At 68.7% G+C, this 16022-nt stretch carries 14 protein-coding genes; 3 read left to right on the forward strand and 11 right to left on the reverse strand.

Translation table 11 applies throughout. From position 1 onward, the window contains the following. The first annotated feature begins 151 nt into the window (after positions 1-151). Genes crp through HIV01_RS10480 form a run of 3 tightly spaced genes read left to right on the forward strand, consistent with a single transcriptional unit; the run spans position 152 to position 1725 of the window. On the forward strand, positions 152-841 hold the full coding sequence (crp, locus tag HIV01_RS10470; protein ID WP_200606932.1) for a cAMP-activated global transcriptional regulator CRP: 690 nt from the start codon (positions 152-154) through the stop codon (positions 839-841). Next, the gene (locus HIV01_RS10475) at positions 841-1302 is read left to right on the forward strand and encodes a GNAT family N-acetyltransferase (RefSeq protein ID WP_207526922.1); all 462 of its coding nucleotides are present in this window, start codon (positions 841-843) and stop codon (positions 1300-1302) included. The genes crp and HIV01_RS10475 overlap by 1 nt, the downstream gene beginning before the upstream one ends. A gap of 51 nt (positions 1303-1353) precedes the next feature. Continuing rightward, on the forward strand, positions 1354-1725 hold the full coding sequence (locus tag HIV01_RS10480; protein WP_280633561.1) for a TFIIB-type zinc ribbon-containing protein: 372 nt from the start codon (positions 1354-1356) through the stop codon (positions 1723-1725). 51 nt (positions 1726-1776) lie between these two features. Here HIV01_RS10480 and HIV01_RS10485 read toward each other — a convergent pair whose 3' ends face one another. The 11 genes from HIV01_RS10485 to HIV01_RS10530 form a co-directional block, all read right to left on the reverse strand. Further along, complete coding sequence (locus tag HIV01_RS10485; RefSeq protein ID WP_200606937.1) at positions 1777-2496, reverse strand: haloacid dehalogenase-like hydrolase; 720 nt, start codon at positions 2494-2496, stop codon at positions 1777-1779. Beyond that, a complete protein-coding gene (trpC, locus tag HIV01_RS10490) occupies positions 2493-3284 on the reverse strand; it encodes an indole-3-glycerol phosphate synthase TrpC (protein WP_200606939.1) in 792 nt (263 codons plus the stop codon). The genes HIV01_RS10485 and trpC overlap by 4 nt, the downstream gene beginning before the upstream one ends. A gap of 60 nt (positions 3285-3344) precedes the next feature. Further along, positions 3345-3716, reverse strand: a complete 372-nt coding sequence (locus HIV01_RS10495; RefSeq protein WP_200606941.1) for an antibiotic biosynthesis monooxygenase family protein — start codon at positions 3714-3716, stop codon at positions 3345-3347. A gap of 1 nt (position 3717) precedes the next feature. Continuing rightward, positions 3718-4773, reverse strand: coding sequence for an anthranilate phosphoribosyltransferase (trpD, locus tag HIV01_RS10500; RefSeq protein ID WP_200606943.1), 1056 nt, complete (start codon positions 4771-4773; stop codon positions 3718-3720). Between the two features lie 64 nt (positions 4774-4837). Continuing rightward, the gene (locus HIV01_RS10505) at positions 4838-5431 is read right to left on the reverse strand and encodes an anthranilate synthase component II (RefSeq protein ID WP_200606944.1); all 594 of its coding nucleotides are present in this window, start codon (positions 5429-5431) and stop codon (positions 4838-4840) included. Positions 5432-5573: 142 nt separating this feature from the next. Next, positions 5574-6884 carry a hypothetical protein gene (locus HIV01_RS10510; RefSeq protein ID WP_207526923.1) on the reverse strand — a complete coding sequence of 437 codons (1311 nt, stop codon included), beginning with the start codon at positions 6882-6884 and terminating at the stop codon, positions 5574-5576. Between the two features lie 32 nt (positions 6885-6916). Next, positions 6917-8335 (reverse strand): C25 family cysteine peptidase, encoded by a 1419-nt coding sequence (locus HIV01_RS10515; protein WP_207526924.1) that lies wholly within the window; start codon positions 8333-8335, stop codon positions 6917-6919. Positions 8336-8351: 16 nt separating this feature from the next. Continuing rightward, positions 8352-10904, reverse strand: a complete 2553-nt coding sequence (locus HIV01_RS18250; protein ID WP_342367070.1) for a WD40 repeat domain-containing protein — start codon at positions 10902-10904, stop codon at positions 8352-8354. Positions 10905-11035: 131 nt separating this feature from the next. Further along, complete coding sequence (locus tag HIV01_RS10520; protein ID WP_207526925.1) at positions 11036-12175, reverse strand: ATP-binding protein; 1140 nt, start codon at positions 12173-12175, stop codon at positions 11036-11038. A gap of 3 nt (positions 12176-12178) precedes the next feature. Then, positions 12179-14275: a CHAT domain-containing protein gene (locus tag HIV01_RS10525; protein ID WP_207526926.1), complete on the reverse strand. Its 2097-nt coding sequence runs from the start codon at positions 14273-14275 to the stop codon at positions 12179-12181. Between the two features lie 19 nt (positions 14276-14294). Then, positions 14295-16004, reverse strand: coding sequence for a hypothetical protein (locus HIV01_RS10530; RefSeq protein ID WP_200606949.1), 1710 nt, complete (start codon positions 16002-16004; stop codon positions 14295-14297). Positions 16005-16022: the final 18 nt, after the last annotated feature.

Consider the following 16022-nt stretch of genomic DNA (forward strand, 5'->3'; position numbering starts at 1 on the left):
CGCGCGTAGCGACGGGTCCACTGGGCCCGCCGAACCTGAACCGGCACTGCCGTCACAGGTTCAGCTTCCGCCGGGGTGACGCTCTGCGGCGGATATTTGCCCAAAGCGTTAGTTCGGCCTAAGCTCGACGCATCACAAAACCTTCACGCCCATGTCCGCCAATCCGGTTGTTACCTCGCCTGCCCTGCGCCGAACCAACAGCCCACTGCTGCCGGACGGCGCGACCATTGAGCGATTCCTTGCTCATTGCCACCGTCGTCGCTACCCGTCGCGCACCGACGTGTTCCGGCCCGGTGACCCGGCCAGCACGCTCTATTACATCGTCTCCGGCTCGGTCAGCATCATCACCGAGGAAGAGGACGGTCGCGAACTGGTGCTGGGCTACTTCGGCCCCGGCGAGTTCGTCGGCGAGCTGGGCTTGTTCATCGCCAGCGACCAGCGCGAGGTGATTCTGCGCACGCGCAGCACCTGCGAGCTGGCCGAGATCGGCCACGAGCGCCTCTACGACCTGTTCCTGACGCGCCTGTCGCTGGACGCCCCGAAGCTGCTCTACGCCATCGGCGCGCAGATCTCGCGGCGCCTGCTCGACACCAGCCGCAAGGCCGGCCGCCTGGCCTTCCTCGACGTCACCGACCGCATCGTCCGTGCCCTGCACGACCTGGCCAAGGAACCCGAGGCGATGAGCCACCCGCAGGGCACCCAGATCCGCGTCTCGCGCCAGGAGCTGTCGCGCCTGGTGGGTTGCTCGCGCGAAATGGCTGGTCGCGTGCTCAAGAAGCTGCAGGCTGACGAGAAGCTCCACGCCCGCGGCAAGACCGTCGTCCTCTTCGGCACCCGCTAGTGGGACGCGTCGCCGGTTCCGCCGACACCTCGATCCGGGTGCGGGCCGCGGAACTCGGCGACGCCAGCGACGTCGCGCGGCTGCTGGGCGAACTGGGCTACCCGTGCAAGCGCGACGAGGCCGCCGAACGCATTGCGGTGGTCCGCCACGACCCGCGCCAGCACCTGCTGCTGGCCGAGATCGACGGCGATACCTGCGGCCTGGTGTCGCTGTACACCCTCTACTCGGTGGTCCACGGCGACGAACTGGCGCGCATCACCGGACTGGTGGTGCAGGCCGGCTGCCAGGGCCGGGGCATCGGCCGGCGCCTGCTGCGCGAAGTCGAACTGATCTCCCGCCGCCTCGGCGTGCGTCGCATCGAAGTCACCAGCAACGCCCGCCGCGCCGAAGCCCATGCCTTCTATCGCCATTGCGGCTACGCTGACGGCTCGCTGCGCTTCATCAAGGCGCTCGGCGACTAGGCAGCCGCCAATACGCCAATAAACTTTCACCAACCCCAGCAAGGACCGCCGATGCAGTGCCCGAAGTGCAGTTCGCCGATGGAAACCATCGACCTTCTTTCTTCGCGCTCGCAGCGCTGCACGAATTGCAGCGGGCTGTGGTTCCTCATGGGCGAGGAGCGCCTCCTCAAGGCCCAGGCCGAGGTCGTGGACACCGGCGATGCCGCGGTCGGCGCGCAATACAACCACGTCGACCGGATCAAGTGCCCGAGCTGCGTCGACAGCCAGCTGGTGCGCATGGTCGACCCGCAGCAGCCGCACATCTGGTTCGAAAGCTGCAGCTTCTGCTTCGGACGCTTCTACGACGCCGGCGAGTTCCGCGACTTCGCCGAGCGCACGCTGCTGGAGTTCTTCCAGGACATGGACGCGCCCGAGCGCGTCTAGTCCTGGTCGCGACCGGGCGCGTCCAGCCCGCGACCGGGCGCGATCGGGCGATCACGAAACCCGGTCGCCGCCGCGCTGCTTGCAGCCCCAGTTGAGGATCGGCGTTCCCGGCGGCAGCACGCGGCGGAACATAGCCACCCGGCTGTGCTTGGGATTGACCACCACCGGCTTGCGCGCCGCCTGCAGCAACGGCAGGTCGGCGCTGCTGTCGGAATAGGCCACCGCGATCTGGTCGTAACCGGCGTCCCAGATCATCCGCATCTTGTTGCGGTGGTGGCAGTGCTCGACCGTGATCATGCCGCCCAGGAACGGCCCGCTGATGCTGCCGATCACCGGCAGGTCCTCGTGGGCGACGAAGTCGAGGATCGCGCGCGCCAGTTCCGGCGAGGCGCCGGTGGCGATGATCACGCGGTCACCCGCGTCGCGGTGGCGCTGCAGCACCTTGAGCGCCACCGGCAGCAGCCGCCCGCGGATCTGCCGCATGTGCGTGCGCACGTACTCGTCGATCAGATGGTCCATGTCGCCACGGCGGTGCGTGCCGACGGTGCCGATCCACAGGTACGCCGAGATCGCCCGTCGCCGCGTCGGCAGCCACGCGATCATCGGCAGCAGCAACGGCGAGAGCAGTACCGCAGCGGTGATCCGCGCCCAATGGCGCTGGATCAGCCACAGCACCAGGTGGCTGCCGGAATCGCCGTTGTACAACGTGTGGTCGAAGTCGAACACGACCAGCGGCGAGTACGGACGCCCGGGATCCATCTCCGTGCTCATGCCGCGAACAGCCTTTGCAGCGCGGCGCCGGGGTCGGTTTCGCGCATGAACGACTCGCCGATCAGGAACGTCTGCACGCCTGCCTCGCGCAACATCGCCACGTCGGCGCGGGTCGCGATGCCGCTTTCGGTCACCAGCGTACGGTCAAGCGGGACGGCGGTGCGCAGCGCCAGCGTGGTGTCGAGCGAGACCTCGAACGTGCGCAGGTTGCGGTTGTTGACGCCGATCAGCTCGCAATCGGTCTGCAGCGCGCGCTCGAGTTCGTCGATGTCGTGCACTTCGACCAGCACGTCCATGCCCAGCTCCATCGCCAGGTTGGCCATCTCCACCAGCGGACCGTCCTCGAGGGCGGCGACGATCAGCAGGATGCAATCGGCACCGATCGCGCGCGCTTCGTAGACCTGGTATGGGTCGATCGTGAAGTCCTTGCGCAGCACCGGCAGCGAACAGGCGCCGCGTGCCTCGCCCAGGAACAGGTTGCTGCCCTGGAAGAAATCGACGTCGGTCAGCACCGACAGGCATGCGGCACCGCCCGCTTCGTAGCTGCGGGCGATGTCGGCCGGATGGAAGTCCTTGCGGATCAGCCCCTTCGACGGGCTGGCCTTCTTCACCTCGGCGATCACCGCCGCCTCGCCGGCGGCGTGGCGCTTGCGGATGGCTTCGACGAAACCGCGCGTAGGCGGCTGCTGCAGGGCGCGGTCGCGCATCTCCGCGAGCGTTCGCACCCGGCTGCGTTGCTGGATCTCCTCCGCCTTGCGGGCGAGGATGGTGTTGAGGATGTCGCTCATGGGCTGTGGACCAGTGAAGAATGCGGAAGGGGAAATCGGGATTGACGCGACCTGGACTGGTTACTCGCTGCTGTCCACTCGGCCGTCCACCCGTTTTTCTGCCGCCTTGCCGTAGGCGCGCTCGACTTTCGCCACGCGCAGTTCGTAATGCTCGTACCAGTGCTGGCGCCCATAGGCGCGGGTCGCCGCATGTTCGGCGTGCTGGCGCCAGGCCGCGATGGCGGCCTCGCTTTCCCAGTACGACACGGTGATGCCGAAGCCATCGCCACCACGAGTGGATTCCACACCGAGGTAACCCGGCTGCTGCGCGGCCAGCTCGACCATGCGCTGCGCCGCTTCGGCATAGCCGGCATCGTCGTCGCCATTGCGCCGGGACGAGAAGATCACGGCGTAGTACGGCGGTTGCGGCAGGCGGGCGAAAGCGTCGTCCATCTCACGCCCCCACTGCGGGCTGGGACTGTTCGGCCAGCTCGCGCGTGGCGGCGACGAATTCCTCCAGCTTGGCGTGCGCCGCACCGGAGGCCAGCGCAGCGCGTGCGCGATCGATGCCCTCGGCGATGCTGTCGGCGACGCCGGCGACATAGATTGCCGCGCCGGCGTTGAGCGCGACGATCTCGCGCGGCAGGCCGCTTTCGTTGCGCAGCGCCTGCAACAGCAGCGCGCGCGACTCGTTGGCGTCGTTCACGCGCAGGTTGCGGCTGGCGGCCATGGCAATGCCGAAGTCCTCCGGATGCACCTCGTATTCGCGCACCACGCCGTCGCGCAGCTCGCCGACCAGGCTGCCGGCGCCGAGCGAGAGCTCGTCCATGCCGTCGCGGCCCCAGACCACCAGGGCGCGGCGGGCACCCATCTCCTGCAGCACGCGCACCTGGATACCGACCAGGTCGGGATGGAACACGCCCATCAGGATGCTCGGCGCGCCGGCCGGATTGGTCAGCGGGCCGAGGATGTTGAAGATCGTGCGCACCGCCATTTCACGGCGCACCGGCGCCACCACTTTCATCGCCGGGTGGTGGACCGGGGCGAACATGAAGCCGATGCCGCAGCGGTCGATGCAGCGGGCGACCTGGTCAGGCTGCAGCTCGATCGCCGCGCCCAGCGCCTCGAGCACGTCGGCGCTGCCGGACTTGGACGAGACGCTGCGGTTGCCGTGCTTGGCCACCTTGGCCCCGGCCGCGGCGACGACGAACATGCTGGCGGTGGAGATGTTGAAGGTGTGCGCACCATCGCCGCCGGTGCCGACGATGTCGACCAGCCCGGTGCGGTCAGCGACCTCGACCGGCCGCGCGAACTCGCGCAGCACGGTGGCGGCACCGGCGATCTCGCCGACCGTTTCCTTCTTCACCCGCAGGCCGGTGAGGATCGCCGCGGTCATGGTCGGCGAAACTTCGCCGCGCATGATCATGCGCATCAGCTCGACCATCTCGTCGTGGAAGATCTCGCGATGCTCGATCGTGCGCTGCAGGGCTTCTTGCGGGGTGATGGGCATGGGGGGCTGCCAGGTGCTCGGATTCGAAGGGCAATGGGAACGAAAGGGACCGGTTTCCCGGCGGTCAGCGCTCCAGGAAATTCTTGAGCAGCGCGTGGCCGTGCTCGGTCAGGATCGACTCGGGGTGGAACTGCACGCCTTCGACCGGGAATTGGCGATGGCGCAGGCCCATGATCTCGTCGAACTCGACGGCGCCGGTCGCGTCATCGGCGGTCTCGCTCCAGGCGGTGATTTCCAGGCACTCGGGCAGCGTCTCGCGCGAGACCACCAGCGAGTGGTAGCGGGTGGCCTCGTAACCGTCGGGCAAACCGGCGAACACGCCCTTGCCCTCGTGGCGGATGCGCGAGGTCTTGCCGTGCATGATGCGCTTGGCGCGGATGACGTCGCCGCCGTAGGCCTGGCCGAGGCTCTGGTGGCCCAGGCAGACGCCGAAGACCGGGATGCGCTGGCCGAGCTGGCGAATCACCTCCACCGATACGCCGGCCTCGTTGGGCGTGCACGGCCCCGGCGAGACGACGATCCGCTCCGGCTGCAGCGCCTCGATCTGGGCGACGCTGAGCTCGTCGTTGCGGACGACCTTCACTTCAGCCCCGAGCGTCTGCAGGTACTGCACGAGGTTGTAGGTGAAGCTGTCGTAGTTGTCGATCATTAGCAGCATGACGCGCTTTCCGCCTTGGTTCCGAGCACCCAGCCCTGAATGATAGCGGCAGCGACGCCGCGAGGCTGGCGCCGGGCAGGATCCGGCGCGCGCAGGGATTCCGGCCCGGGCTGCTGGCCGGGCCACGGACGTCCTGTTTGCCCTACTGGGCGGCCGCCCAGACCAGGTGAGCGACTTCGGGCCGGGCGATGTCGCTGTGCGCGCCCGAGGGCGGACTGCCTTCGCGGATCACCGTGCTGCACTCGACGTTGTAGATGCGCCGGGGCTGGAAACCATAGGCAGCGTCCTTGCCCTCGACGGTGAGGTCGGCGATATCGAGGCCACCGCCGCGCAGGCCGAACGTGCCGACGCCGCCGTACTTGGGCAGTTCACCGGGCGCGAACGCGACCTGTCGGGCGACGCCGGCCGCGGCCGGGTACAGGCTGCCCACGGCCATGTCGCGACTGGACTGGGTGGTGACGATCGGTCCTGCCACTGCCTGCCCGGAGACCAGTTTGCGGAAATAACCCGGCTTTCCGGGTGCCGAGGGGATGGCATCGCAGTACGACCACAGCGACAGCGCCCCCTGCACCAGCACCAGCGAATGCACCGGCCGCGGCAAGCGGCTGCCGGCCGGGCCGGCGACGCTGGCCGAGGCGGCGATGCAGCCAAAGCTGTGCCCCATCAGGTGGACGCGAACGTCGCGCCCTTCGCTGGCACGCATCAGCGCGGTGAGGAAGGCGAAGCCTCCGCGCTCGCCGAACTCGCGGGCGCGGTCTTTCATCTTCCAGAACGACAGTTGCACCAGCGGCGAGAGCAAGGCGTTGCGCACGCCACCGCCGCCGAAGCTGGCGGCTTCGTCGAGGGCGTCGGCGTAAGCGGCTTCGGCGTCGAACCGTTCGCGGTCGCCGCCGGGATCGCCGGCAACACCTTCGGCGCCCATGCCCGACTCGCGGTCGAGCGCGGCGTAGGCCTCGCGCACGTCGTCGGGCAGCGTCGCCGGTGCGAACTGCATCTGCGCGGCTTCGAAGATCGTGCGCAGTGCCGCGCGCGCGGCCGCAGTGTCGGCAATCTGCTCGGCGCAGCGCTCGATCTCCGCTTCCAGTGCGTCGGCCGCCCCGGGTGCAAACGAGGTTCCCGGCTCGAACGACTCCTCGCCGAACGGCAGGCTCGGCCAGTGCAGCCCGACCAGCAGCGGCTTGAATCCCGGCCGCTGTTGCCTGGCGCGTTGCAGGTCGGCATCGAGCGCCATCATCGCGCCCATCCACGCGCCGTACTGCTTGCGCGCGGCCGGGATGTCGCCCTTCCAGCCGTGGATGAAGACGAAGACATCGCTGGGCTGTTCGTCACGCAGCGCCTGCAGCACGCGCTCGCTCATGCGTCCGTCGGAGTCGTCGTCACGCTCGCGACCCTTGGCGTCGAAGGTGACCAGGTAATAGGGAATGGTGGTCCCGGGGACGGTTTCGATGGTCATGGCGGCAACTCCGTGCAGTGCATCAGGTGGCATCAGGGAATCTGGACGGCCGGGTCGCCGATGACGACATAGCTGCGCGCGTCGTTGTTGGCGGTCCACAGCCCGGCCAGGCTGCGATCGTCGGGGCGGGCGCCGAACTTGAGGTCTTCCAGCTCGCCATTGAGGCTGACGGCCAGATCGGCATGCTTCATCGAGAACGCGTCCATCGCTGCGCCGACGCGCGCGCCTTTCATCAGCTCGCCCAGGCAGCTCTCGAAGGTGTGCGTCTGCGCGCCGAGACCGGGCCAGGTGAACGAGTAGGTCCAGGCGCGCTCGACATGGCCGACCACGGCCAGCGTGCCGCCCTGCGCGCGTCCGAGCAGGCGACGCGGCAGGCTGGCCAGGAACGGCGCGGAGGCAATCTCGGCGCGCACGCCATCGGCATGGGCGTAGTCGTCCAGCTGTGGCGTACCGGCGCCGTAGCAGGCGAAATGGAACGCGATCGCCGGCGACGTCGAAGCACCGTCGGCGACATCGTCCGCCGAGAAATAGTGCTCGCCCGGAATCGCGCCGCGGTGCGCGCGCGGCCCCGGCCAGTCCTGGCACAGCAGCGCGCCCTGGTGCCGCAACTGCAGCGGATCGTCCTTGGGGAATCCCATGCCATGGCTGGCGGTGACCAGCAGTGCCGGCGCATCGTCGCCGTTGAGCTGGCCGGCAAGCGCGGCCTTGGTCGCCTCGGCTGCCATCAGCGTCTGCACCTGCCACGAGCGCGTTGTCGCCGGACCGGCCTGCAGCGCTGCCGCCAGTGGCGCCATCAGCAGGTCGCAGCTCATCTGCGTGGCGCGGTCGTCGTCGTTGCGCACGGCGAAGAAGCAGGCGCGGCGCGTGCTCGGCCGGCGTTGCTCGGCCGCCATCACGCTTTGCGCGTAGTGCCCGTACTCCTGCGCGCTGTCGAATGCGATGCGACCCACCGCGTAGTTCACGCCAAGCTCGTACTGGAAGCGGAACGGAATCGATTCGGGTCCGCCGACGATCAACAGGTAGTACGGCACGCGCTTGACCTGCGCCTCGCCGAGTTCGGCACCATTGCGTCCGAGCCAGGCGCGGGCCTTCTCACCGGGGCGGTAGGCGTTGGCATCGGCGAACGTCTTGAACAGGTCGCCGCTTTGCGCGCGGCGCAGGTCCAGCAGCGGCTTGAGCGCCTGCACCACCTCCGCGGCGACATCGTGGGCGAACACCACGCCCCATCCAACCTGCGCCAGATCCTGCGGATCGATGCCGAGCGGCGCGCCGAAGGTGAGATCGGTCGCCTCGTGGCGGACGCGCAGTTCGCTGCTGACGATCGCCTCGACCGGCTCGCCCCTGGCGATCCGCGCGATCTGGTCCAGGCTCAACGCCGACAGGTAGGAACCGGTGGCGCCATTGATGCCGTTGAGTACGGGTACGTCGTCGCGGTCGATCACGGCGTTCATGCAGGTCCTCGCAGGCTCACTTGCCGCGCGCCGCAGCGGTGGCCACGGCCCTGGCCGGGCGGCCGGTCAACGCACGCGCGGTGGCTTCGACGTTCGCCGGCGAGTAGTCCCATGCGAGCAGTTCCTCGCCGGCCGTCACCAGGAACGTTCCGTCCGCGCCCAGGGCGATCGCATTGACCGGCTTGCCCGAGCGCGGCGCGATATCGATCGTGGAGCCGGTGATCGATCCTTTCGACCATTCCACGACGTTGCCGTCGCGGTCGGCCGATACCAGCACCGCATCGGCACCGCGCGCCGGTGCGGAGTACGCCAGCGCGGTGACGGCGCGCTCGTGGTGCGGCACGGGATTCTTGATGCGGGTCAGCCCCGGCACGTTCCATTGCGCCAGCCAGCCGTCTTCGCCGCCGGAGACCACGACCTTGCCATCGGGTCGGAACGCCAGCGCCAGCACGTTCTTGCCGGCGTCGACCCAGCGCCGGTCGGTGCCGAAGGTGGGGTTGTCGCGCGCCTTCAGCCACAGCCGGATCAGTCCGGCTTCCGAACCGACCGCGAGGCGGTCGGAGCCGGGCCCGAACGCGAGGCTGGCGATGGGGTCCTCGTTCTTTCCCAGCGACGGATCCACCACCGGGCGCGTGAGCAGCTGCGTGGATTGCATCCGCCAGCTGTCGTCGCTGCCACGACGCCACAGGCTCAGGCTGGCACCGACGCTGGTCGCCAGGAACTGGCCGTCGTTGCTGACGGCCGGTGTCGCCGGCACGCACTTGGCATCGCCATGTCCCTCACCATCGCCGCCGGACAGCACCGCGCGTTGCGCCGCCGCGCCTTCGCGCAATGTCCAGCGCAGCACCTTGCCGTCGCAGTCGGTGCTGATCAGGTGCGTGCCACCGGGTTCGAGCACGAAAGCCGCGCGGCGGCCGGTGGACAGACTCCACTGCGGTTGCTGCTGCAAGCCGTTGCCGATCTTCTTCCAGAAATGGATGCGATCGTCCGGACCGGCTGCGGCGATCACGGATGAGGTGCGATCGAGCGACAGCGCACGCCACGCCACAGGCTCAATGCCGGCGAACGGCAACGGCTTTGCCAGAACCGAACCGTTGCCGCGCTTGAGGTCGACCAGCCAGATCGAACGCGTGCCACCGACGGCGATCACGTCGTCGCTGCCGGGTTGGTAGGTGGTGCTGTACAGACGCTCGCCGATTTCGCCGTAGCGCTTGGCCACGGTGCGCCTGTCGATGTCGCCTGGCCCGGTGGCATCGGCTGGCAGGCGCCAGCGGATCACGTAGCCATCGAGGCCAACGCTGACGAACTCGAGCGAGTTCGGCGCGAACGCAATGCCACGAACCTGGGCGTCGAGCTGGCCGCGGCCGTGGAAGGCGACCGTCAGGCGCGTGCCGCTGGTCGCAGCGTTTGCCGCGGCAAGGTCCCAGACGTGCAGGAAACCTTCCGAGTCGCCAGCGACGAAGTAGCGCCCCGACGGATCGGCAGCGGCGCTGAAGATGCCGACTTCGCGGGCGAGGTGGTCGCGGATGCTGAACTTGCGCCACAGCGCCGGCCGCCCACTCTGCCCCGGCGCGATGGTCCAGATGCGCACGTTGCCTTCCAAGTCGGTCGACGCCAGGCGCTCGTCGCCGCCACCGGCCGGTGGTGGCAGGAACAGGATCTTCTGGATCGGCGCGGCCGATTCGCCGAAGGCCGTCAATGCGCGCGGCGCGGCGGGGTCGGAGACATCCCACAACTCCACCATCTTGTCCCAGCCCGCCACCGCCAGCATGCGTCCATCGGCGCTGAAGGCCGCCGTGGTCATCTGCCTTCGCTGGCGCCCGGGCGTCGGATCGAGCAGGCCGATACGTTGCAGCCCGCCACCCTGCAGGCGCCAGAGCACGACGCGACCGTCGATGTAGGTGGAGGCCACGAGTTTCGTTGGTTCGTACATGACGACCTGGTACGTCTCGGCGCCCTGGTCGGGCGTCATGTAGGCCGGGCCCGTCGTCTGCGGTTCCTGCACCGAAATGCGACCGTCCCAGGACCCCGCCAGCAGTTGCCGGCCGTCACCGGTGAACACCAGCGACCACACCACGTGTCCGTGCGGATTGAGCCCGCGCACCACCGCCGCCGGCATGCCGCCGAGGCGTTCGCGCATCGCGCGGCCGATCCGCTGCGACAACGACTGGCCCTCCGGCAAGGCGTCGGCGCGCTCGCGCAGGCCTACCAGCATGTCCAGCGCCTGCACCGGCGGGTAGTCACCGGTGCTGCGGACCTCGCGCGAGATCTCCGATCGCTTCTCGCTGATCGCAAGTTCCTGCTGTTCCTTCCTCAGGTTGAAGAACCAGTAGCCAAGCAGGGCCACCACCGCCAGCACCGCGGTGCCGCCGAGGGCGAGGTAGCGGCGCCGCTCGCGAGTGGCACGTTTGTGCTCCTGCTCCGAGGCCTGCAGGAACTGCTCTTCGTTGCTGTTGAGGTAATCCGGATGCTGGCGGGCGAACTCGCGCGCTTCCTCCAGCTCGCTTCCGGTGATCAACCAGTTGCGGTCGTTGTGCGCGTCGGCCATCTGCCAGCGCTTGGCGCGCATCTGGAACGGCGTGAGGTGCGCGCTCTCCCACGCTTCGTTCGCGGCGTGGATCGGCGCCAGCAGGCGATCGTGCGACAGCTCCACCCATTCGCGGTCGTTGCGCACGTCCGAGCGCAGCAGGTGGGCGTCGATCAGGTGACCGACGGCCGCATCGATATCGCCCAGCGCCGTCGCGTCGCGCAACGCCTGGGTGCGCACGCCGCCTGCGGTGACCAGCTGCGAGCTGATCCATTCGCGCAACCTGCGTTCGGAAACGCCGGCGCTGGCGGCCGCAGCGTCCACTTCGCGGTCGAAGTAGGAGCGCAATGCCAGATCGACCTCGCTGGCCTCGCAGGTGGCGACGTCGCCGGCCTGGATGCTGCGCTTCTCGCCGACCACGATGCGTTCCCACAGATCGCGGCACACGACCTGCAGCTGTACCGGTTCGACGAAACGGCCCTGGCGCGGCGTCTCGACGCCGTCGGCATCGCGAACCACCACCGTGCACAGGTCCCGCACCAGCTGCTGGGCGGCATCGGCCGACATGCGGTCACCGGCAGGTTCGGCGATCGCCTCGCGCGCTGCATCCAGAGCCAGCGCGTCCATGCGATAGCGGTACGCCAACGCGGTCGGAATGAGGTCCACAGGTAGGGCTCGAGCTCGGCCACGCGGTCCTCGCGCATCGCGAACAGCGCCCAGATCGGCACCTGCGTGCCATCGTCGGCATCCAGCCCGGCCAGCAGCGCGCCGAGTTCGTCGAGGAAGGCGCGCTTGTCCTCCTCGTCGAGCGGATTGACCGTGAGCAGTTCCTCGAACTGGTCGATGATCAGCAGCCAGTAGCGAGACACCTCGCCCGGCGGCGTCGGCCCGAGACGCTGCTGGAAATAGCGCGCCAGCGAATACTCGGCCAGGGCCTGATCGGTGAGCTGCTCGGCCGCGGGCAGGCGCCGTTCCAGCGCGCGCAGCATCGCCAGCCGGTAGCGGTTGGTGATGGCCGCGGTGCCCCAGTCGGGGCAGAAGTAGCCCAGGCGGATGATCGGCAGCGGTTGCAGTTCGTAGAGCTCGCGCAGCGCCGGCGCCAGCGCGGCCTGGATCAGCGAGGTCTTGCCCGCGCCCGACGGCGACAGCAGCAGGACTACGCGCTTGCTGACGATCAGGTCGACCAGTTCGTCGGTCTCGCGCTCGCGTCCGTACAGCTTCTGCCCGTCCGACAGCGGCACCGGTCCCACGTACGGGTTCTCGCCGCGCACGTTGGCGTCCGGTCCTGGAGGCAGGGGCGCATCGATGGTCATGGCCTAGTCGGTCTCGTCCTCGAAGCGTTCGATCAGCTTGACCATGAACTCCTCCGGCGAGCCCCAGAACAGGTTGATGCGCGCGTTCTCGCGGAAGTAGTTGCGCAGGTACTGGTAGGTCTTGGACGGATCGGCCGACTGCGCCTCATCCGGACTCATCTGAATTGCAACGCGCGTGCGCATGCGCGACAGGTCGATGCCGGGCTGGCGCACGATGCTGCTGAACAGCACGCGGAAGTCCCAGGCATCCATCTGGAAGCCGAGCAGCATCAGGCCGGAACTGGCCAAGGCGCGGCTCACTTCCAGCGGAATGCTGAGGTTGCGCGCTTCGTTGCGCGTAACCGCGGTGAGGAAGTCGAAGTAGTCGTCTTCGGTCATCACCAGGCTTTCGGGGTACTGGAAGTTGCCGAAGACGTGGAAGATCAGCGGTTCCGCGGCGCTGGGCTTGTACTTCGGCTCCGGCACCGGTCCCTGCGGCAGCGAGCGGTCGCCGAGGCTGCGCCAGGTGCACAGCTGCACGTGCGGCTTGCGTCCGGCCTCGACCAGCGCGTCGTGCAGCATGTTGTCGCGGTTGGCATTGACGTAAATGGCAACGGGCAGCTTCGCCAGCAGCTTGTGGACTTCGCTCGGATTGCCGACGCGCTCGGCGGCACCGATGTGCGAGATCAGTTCGTCGACCAGGCCCTCGCGCACAGGTCCCTGCTTGAGGTCCGGCGGAAGGCGGTCGGGGAACTCGCGACGCAGGTAGCGCGTGAGGTAGCCGCGCAACTGCCGCAGCACGTAGGCGCGGCTCTGCTGGTATGCCAGGTATTGCGCCACCTGCGCCAGGTCGTCGCGATTGCGCGGCGCCAGCGGGAACTCGTAGCGCTCGGCCCACTCGCGCGCCATCGCGCGCGTCGAACCGAACACGCTCTCGACCAGGCCGGGGCCAAGCACCGGCACGCAGCGACCGTCCTCGAGATCGCCGACCACCGCGTCCCAACGGTCGAAGGATTCGGCATCGACGTTGCGCGCCGGCCACAGCGCGCCGCTGCGCGAATGCGTGTAGAGCGCCGGCATCCACCAGTCGCGCTGGTCGCCGATGTCGGCGCGGGCGGCGGCGACGGCGCGGTCGATCTGGCCGTCATCGACCAGTTCGCGGAACAGTCGCGGCATGAAGCGGGCGACCGAGGCCAGGGTGACATCGCCGCGCATCGCCAGCACGTTCGGCACACCAGCCTGTGCCAGCCGCGGCGCCAACGCGCCCAGCCCCTCGCCGTTCTTGCTGCCCGCGCTCTGGCACGAGGCCAGGATCACCAGCCGCGGCCGCTCATTCGCGGCGGCAATGCGCTCGACCAGTTGCTCGCCCTTGACCATCTCGCCCAGGCCGTCCTCGTCTTCGAGCAGCAGGCGCGGCTCGCCGTCGGCCGTCAACGTGCCGTGGCAGGCCAGGTAGACGACATCGGAATAGCTCTCGCGCATATCGCTGATGAGGTTGTAGACGGTGGCGTGCTTCTCCAGCCGGCGGATGGCGATGCGACGGACACCGGGCACCAGCTGCGAACGGATGGCCTGCGAGGCCGCCTCGAATTCGTGGTCGGCGTCGAGCGCGGGCTGGTTCCACTTCGTCGACAGGTCGCTCGGGTTGGCGACCACCACCAGCACCTGCACGCTGTCGGGATCCTGCAACGGATGCAGGCGCAGGTCGCCGGTGCTGAGGAAGCGCGAGAACCAGATCGTCGGGCTCGCCAGCAGCGACTTGCCGGTGCCGGGCTCGTGGATCAGTTCCCAGTGCAGCGCATGCAGTTCCGGCGCGCTGGCCTGCACATGCAGGCGGATGCGCAGGCCGTCGCGCGCGGCCGAAGCCACGCGCGCACGCAGGAACGCCTCGTGGATGGGGTCGCCGGGGTTGCCGAACAGCATCTGCGACAGCGCTGCACCGTAGGCATCGGGATCGAGCGCGAGATCGCGCAGCCTGGGCAGGTCGATGGCCACGCGCACCGGCTCGAGGATGTCGTTCTCGCGGTCCTGTTCGGTGTCGATGTACTTGCCGCCGACGAAGTAGACACCCCGATCCAGCCACTGGATGCGCAGTTCGAGTTCGCTGTACTGGGCGGCCATGGCGTCTGATCGTCCGCGCTCAGGGGTGGATCCAGAACGCGTTCTCGGCGAACGTTTCGCGGTTCCACCATCCCGGTTGCGCGGTGCCGTAGCGGAAATTGACCACGCCGGCCTGGCTCTGCAGCGGCGAGGTCACCTCGCCGGCGGCGTCGCGCTTTGCAACGTGGTCGTCGCGTTCGGGCACGACCATGACGATGTGGCCGGAGCGGCCGTCGTCGCGGCGCCGGGCGACGATCAGCGCCACCGCGCCCTGGTTGGCGGCAAGCTGCAACTTGGTGAGCGTGCCGGTGCGACGCCAGCCGAACATCGGCCCGAAGTCGCGCAGCCAGCGGAACAGGTCGTTGGCGCGCATCTCGCGCAGGGTGTCGCCGATCAACGAAGCCACGTCCTCGCCGCGCTGCAGCGCAAGCAAGGCCGGCGTCGACCACCACACGCGCGGCAGGTAGACGCCGGCCAGGTGGCAGTAGTCGTGGCAATAGATATTGCAGAAGGTCAGGCCGTCGCGCGGCCGGTAGCGCCGGTGCGTGTCCTTGTCGACGCCGAGCCAGTCGATGATGGCCGCCAGTTCCAGCCGCAGCGTATCGACGTCGGTGCCATGTCGCCCGGGTTGACCGTCTTCGTTGAGCGAATGCGCGCCGGCGGGATCGGCACGTCGCGTGACCAGGCCACGACGGCGTGGCATGACCGCTTTTGGCAGCGCCGGAACCGCCTCGGCGGTGGCGACCGGCGCCTCGTCGATGCTGCCGTCGGGGCGCAGGAACTGTGTCGATGCGAACCCGCGCAGCAGCGCGCCCGACAGGCTGATCTCCACCGCCATGAAACCGTTGATCGGCCGGCCGGTGATGGCGCGCACGCGCTGGCCATCGGGCAGCTCGCCGATCACGTTGGCGCGCAACGGCCTGGACTTGCGCGGCTGGCTGCGCAGGAACAGCGTCGACACCCGCGTGTCGACGCGCATCGCCGGCCCCGTGGCCTCGACCGGGCTGGGCGGCGGCACGATCGCCTCGCCGCGTCGCGGCGGTTCGATCAATGGCTCCTCGCCGGCGACAGCTACCGTCTCGGACAGGCGCAGGAAGTCGAGCACCGCTTCGCCATAGAACTTTCCACCTTCGGGGCGAAATCCCTGGCGCAGACCGCGCCGCGGATCGAAGTTGCCGGTGTTGTAGGCGATCGCCACGGCGACCTGCTCGAGGATGCTCAGCGTGTCACGACCGCCGAAGCCGATCCTTTGTTGCTTCGAATGCAGCTCGCGCAATGCATGTGCAAGGGTCTGGTCGAACCTGGCGTAGCGCTGCTCGAGGAAGTACGGCGCATCGACGCGGAAGAACTGCAGGTCGCGCTGGAACAGGCCGAAGCCGCGGCAGAACTTTTGCGGTTGCCGTGCCGCGCCGCGATAGCCGGGAATATGCACGGCCATCTCGACCAGCGCCTGTCGGGCAATGGCGAACATCGCCGCGCCGCCTTCGACCGACAGCAGCTGCGCCTTGTCGCGCGGAAAGGCCCGGCGGCCGCGACCATCGGGACGCGCGTCGATGGTGTCGCCGACACACAGCCGCAGCACTTCGGCTTCGCCCAGGCCCTGGCGGCGCAGCAACGGCCAGATCTCGCCGGTCTCCTGGCAGGCCAGCGCCACCATGAAATCGAGGCTGAAAGGCGTGCCCGCGATCGCGCGCCCGATGCGCGTGGCGAAACGCGTCTTGAACCATCGAATGTCTGCACGATCGGGCACGACGGCAGTCCTTTGCTG

This window comes from Lysobacter arenosi (assembly GCF_016613475.2).
Taxonomy (GTDB): Bacteria; Pseudomonadota; Gammaproteobacteria; order Xanthomonadales; family Xanthomonadaceae; genus Lysobacter_J; species Lysobacter_J arenosi.

Coding starts and splice junctions, on each gene's coding strand:
- crp (WP_200606932.1), top strand. CDS start 152: ATGTCCGCCAATCCGGTTGTTACCTCGCCTGCCCTGCGCCGAACCAAC.
- HIV01_RS10480 (WP_280633561.1), top strand. CDS start 1,354: ATGCAGTGCCCGAAGTGCAGTTCGCCGATGGAAACCATCGACCTTCTT.
- HIV01_RS10485 (WP_200606937.1), bottom strand. CDS start 2,496: ATGAGCACGGAGATGGATCCCGGGCGTCCGTACTCGCCGCTGGTCGTG.
- trpC (WP_200606939.1), bottom strand. CDS start 3,284: ATGAGCGACATCCTCAACACCATCCTCGCCCGCAAGGCGGAGGAGATC.
- HIV01_RS10495 (WP_200606941.1), bottom strand. CDS start 3,716: ATGGACGACGCTTTCGCCCGCCTGCCGCAACCGCCGTACTACGCCGTG.
- trpD (WP_200606943.1), bottom strand. CDS start 4,773: ATGCCCATCACCCCGCAAGAAGCCCTGCAGCGCACGATCGAGCATCGC.
- HIV01_RS10505 (WP_200606944.1), bottom strand. CDS start 5,431: ATGCTGCTAATGATCGACAACTACGACAGCTTCACCTACAACCTCGTG.
- HIV01_RS10510 (WP_207526923.1), bottom strand. CDS start 6,884: ATGACCATCGAAACCGTCCCCGGGACCACCATTCCCTATTACCTGGTC.
- HIV01_RS10515 (WP_207526924.1), bottom strand. CDS start 8,335: ATGAACGCCGTGATCGACCGCGACGACGTACCCGTACTCAACGGCATC.
- HIV01_RS18250 (WP_342367070.1), bottom strand. CDS start 10,904: ATGCGCGCCAAGCGCTGGCAGATGGCCGACGCGCACAACGACCGCAAC.
- HIV01_RS10520 (WP_207526925.1), bottom strand. CDS start 12,175: ATGACCATCGATGCGCCCCTGCCTCCAGGACCGGACGCCAACGTGCGC.
- HIV01_RS10525 (WP_207526926.1), bottom strand. CDS start 14,275: ATGGCCGCCCAGTACAGCGAACTCGAACTGCGCATCCAGTGGCTGGAT.